This window comes from Mesorhizobium sp. Cs1299R1N3 (genome assembly GCF_037179625.1).
Taxonomy (GTDB): Bacteria; Pseudomonadota; Alphaproteobacteria; order Rhizobiales; family Rhizobiaceae; genus Mesorhizobium; species Mesorhizobium salmacidum.
The window spans coordinates 1-2,500 of the sequence record NZ_JAPYKQ010000039.1; the positions used below are offsets into that span (position 1 = coordinate 1).

The window sequence follows — 2,500 nt, forward strand, 5'->3', positions numbered from 1 at the left end:
GGGGCGGCCAGGCCGGATCCAAGGGCTTATCCGAACGCGAAGCGGCCCGCCGGCTTTGAGCCTGGCGGGCCGTTTTGGTAAGTTTGGTTGCGGGGACAGGATTTGAACCTGTGACCTTCAGGTTATGAGCCTGACGAGCTACCGGGCTGCTCCACCCCGCGCCACCACCGCGATCGCCTTGTGGCGATTGCGGTATTTGCGATCGCCGCTCTACTTTGGCGACTGCGGCATTCCTGTATCCACCAAATGAAAGGGCCGCTTAGAGCGGCCCGGGATCCCTTGGCGGGCCTTTATGCATGTCGCCCAAAAAGTGTTAGCGGTTTTGGGACAACGACATGCATCGAACAAAGCAATGAGAAGATTTCTCTGTCATCCGGTTGGATGTGAGTTTGAACGTGCGTTTAGCAGACCTGGCAGCGACCTACTCTCCCGCGTCTTGAGACGAAGTACCATCAGCGCTGGAGCGTTTCACGGCCGAGTTCGGAATGGGATCGGGTGCAGCCGCTCCGCCATAACCACCAGGTCGGCAAAACGCACGTTATTCGAGAAGCTGGTTTGAGCGAATAGCCAATAGAGAGGAGCGAATAGGGGACCTATTTTGTGCTTTCTCGGAGCTTTTCGCTGGTCTTTTGTGCCTGGCCGTCCTTGGGGTCTGGCCCTTCGAAGCGAAGCTTCGCAAGGTCGACCGACCGTCGGCGCCGATGCGCCGCACCCACGTAGCGCCGCCCGAAGGGCGGAACAAGCGTGAGTGAGAACAAACCATTTGACTTGGTCAAATGGACATTAGGAATGAGAACGATCAAGCCGATCGAACTATTAGTACCGGTAAGCTTCAAGCGTTGCCGCTCTTCCACACCCGGCCTATCAACGTGGTCGTCTTCCACGGTTCTCAGGGAATACTCGTTTTAAGGTGGGTTTCCCGCTTAGATGCCTTCAGCGGTTATCCCGTCCGGATATAGCTACCCTGCTATGCGGCTGGCGCCACAACAGGTCCACCAGAGATCCGTCCATCCCGGTCCTCTCGTACTAGGGACAGATCCTTTCAATATTCCTACACCCACGGCAGATAGGGACCGAACTGTCTCACGACGTTCTGAACCCAACTCACGTACCGCTTTAAATGGCGAACAGCCATACCCTTGGGACCTGCTCCAGCCCCAGGATGCGATGAGTCGACATCGAGGTGCCAAACAACCCCGTCGATATGGACTCTTGGGGGTCATCAGCCTGTTATCCCCGGCGTACCTTTTATCCGTTGAGCGATGGCCCTTCCACGCGGGACCACCGGATCACTATGACCGACTTTCGTCTCTGCTCGACTTGTCAGTCTCGCAGTCAGGCAGGCTTATGCCATTGCACTCAGCGAACGATTTCCGACCGTTCTGAGCCCACCATCGCGCGCCTCCGTTACTCTTTAGGAGGCGACCGCCCCAGTCAAACTACCCACCATACATTGTCCCGGACCCGGATAACGGGCCGCGGTTAGACATCCATAGTAATAAGGGTGGTATTTCAAGGGTGGCTCCACCTGAGCTGGCGCCCAGGTTTCAAAGCCTACCACCTATCCTACACATGCCACTACGAATGCCAATGTAAAGCTATAGTAAAGGTGCACGGGGTCTTTCCGTCTAACCGCAGGAACCCCGCATCTTCACGGGGAATTCAATTTCACTGAGTCTATGCTGGAGACAGCGGGGAAGTCGTTACGCCATTCGTGCAGGTCGGAACTTACCCGACAAGGAATTTCGCTACCTTAGGACCGTTATAGTTACGGCCGCCGTTTACTGGGGCTTCGATTCAGAGCTTGCACCCCTCCTCTTAACCTTCCAGCACCGGGCAGGCGTCAGACCCTATACGTCGTCTTGCGACTTCGCAGAGCCCTGTGTTTTTGATAAACAGTCGCTACCCCCTGGTCTGTGCCACCCTCCTCTACTTGCGTAGAAAAGGGTCACGCTTCTTCCGAAGTTACGCGTGCAATTTGCCGAGTTCCTTCAGCATAGTTCTCTCAAGCGCCTTGGTATACTCTACCAGACCACCAGTGTCGGTTTCGGGTACGGTTTATAAGGAGGAGCTATTTCCTGGAACCACGCAGCAGCCCGTTCAATCCGATAAGATTGGACTACCTCAATGATCCGTCACTACCTCCAAGCCCACGAATATTAACGTGGTTCCCATCGACTACGCGTTTCCGCCTCGTCTTAGGGGCCGGCTAACCCTGCTCAGATTAGCTTTAAGCAGGAACCCTTGGTCTTTCGGCGGGGGAGTCTCTCACTCCCCTTACGTTACTCATGTCAGCATTCGCACTTCTGATACCTCCACCACCCCTCACGGGTATGGCTTCATCAGCTTACAGAACGCTCCGCTACCGCTTGGCCCTTGCGGACCAAACCCTAAGCTTCGGTGTATGGCTTTAGCCCCGTTACATTTTCGGCGCAAAGACCCTTATTTAGACCAGTGAGCTGTTACGCTTTCTTTAAATGATGGCTGCTTCTAAGCCAAC

1 tRNA gene and 2 rRNA genes (1 of these 3 cut by a window edge) are annotated in these 2,500 nt (G+C 55.2%); all 3 read right to left on the reverse strand.

What is annotated here, in order from left to right:
- Positions 1 to 84: 84 nt before the first annotated feature.
- A tRNA-Met gene (locus O7B34_RS31775) sits at positions 85 to 161 on the reverse strand.
- 247 nt (positions 162 to 408) lie between these two features.
- A 5S ribosomal RNA gene (gene rrf, locus O7B34_RS31780) occupies positions 409 to 523 on the reverse strand.
- Positions 524 to 795: 272 nt separating this feature from the next.
- Positions 796 to 2,500, reverse strand: a 23S ribosomal RNA gene (locus O7B34_RS31785) (it continues 1,163 nt past the right edge of the window).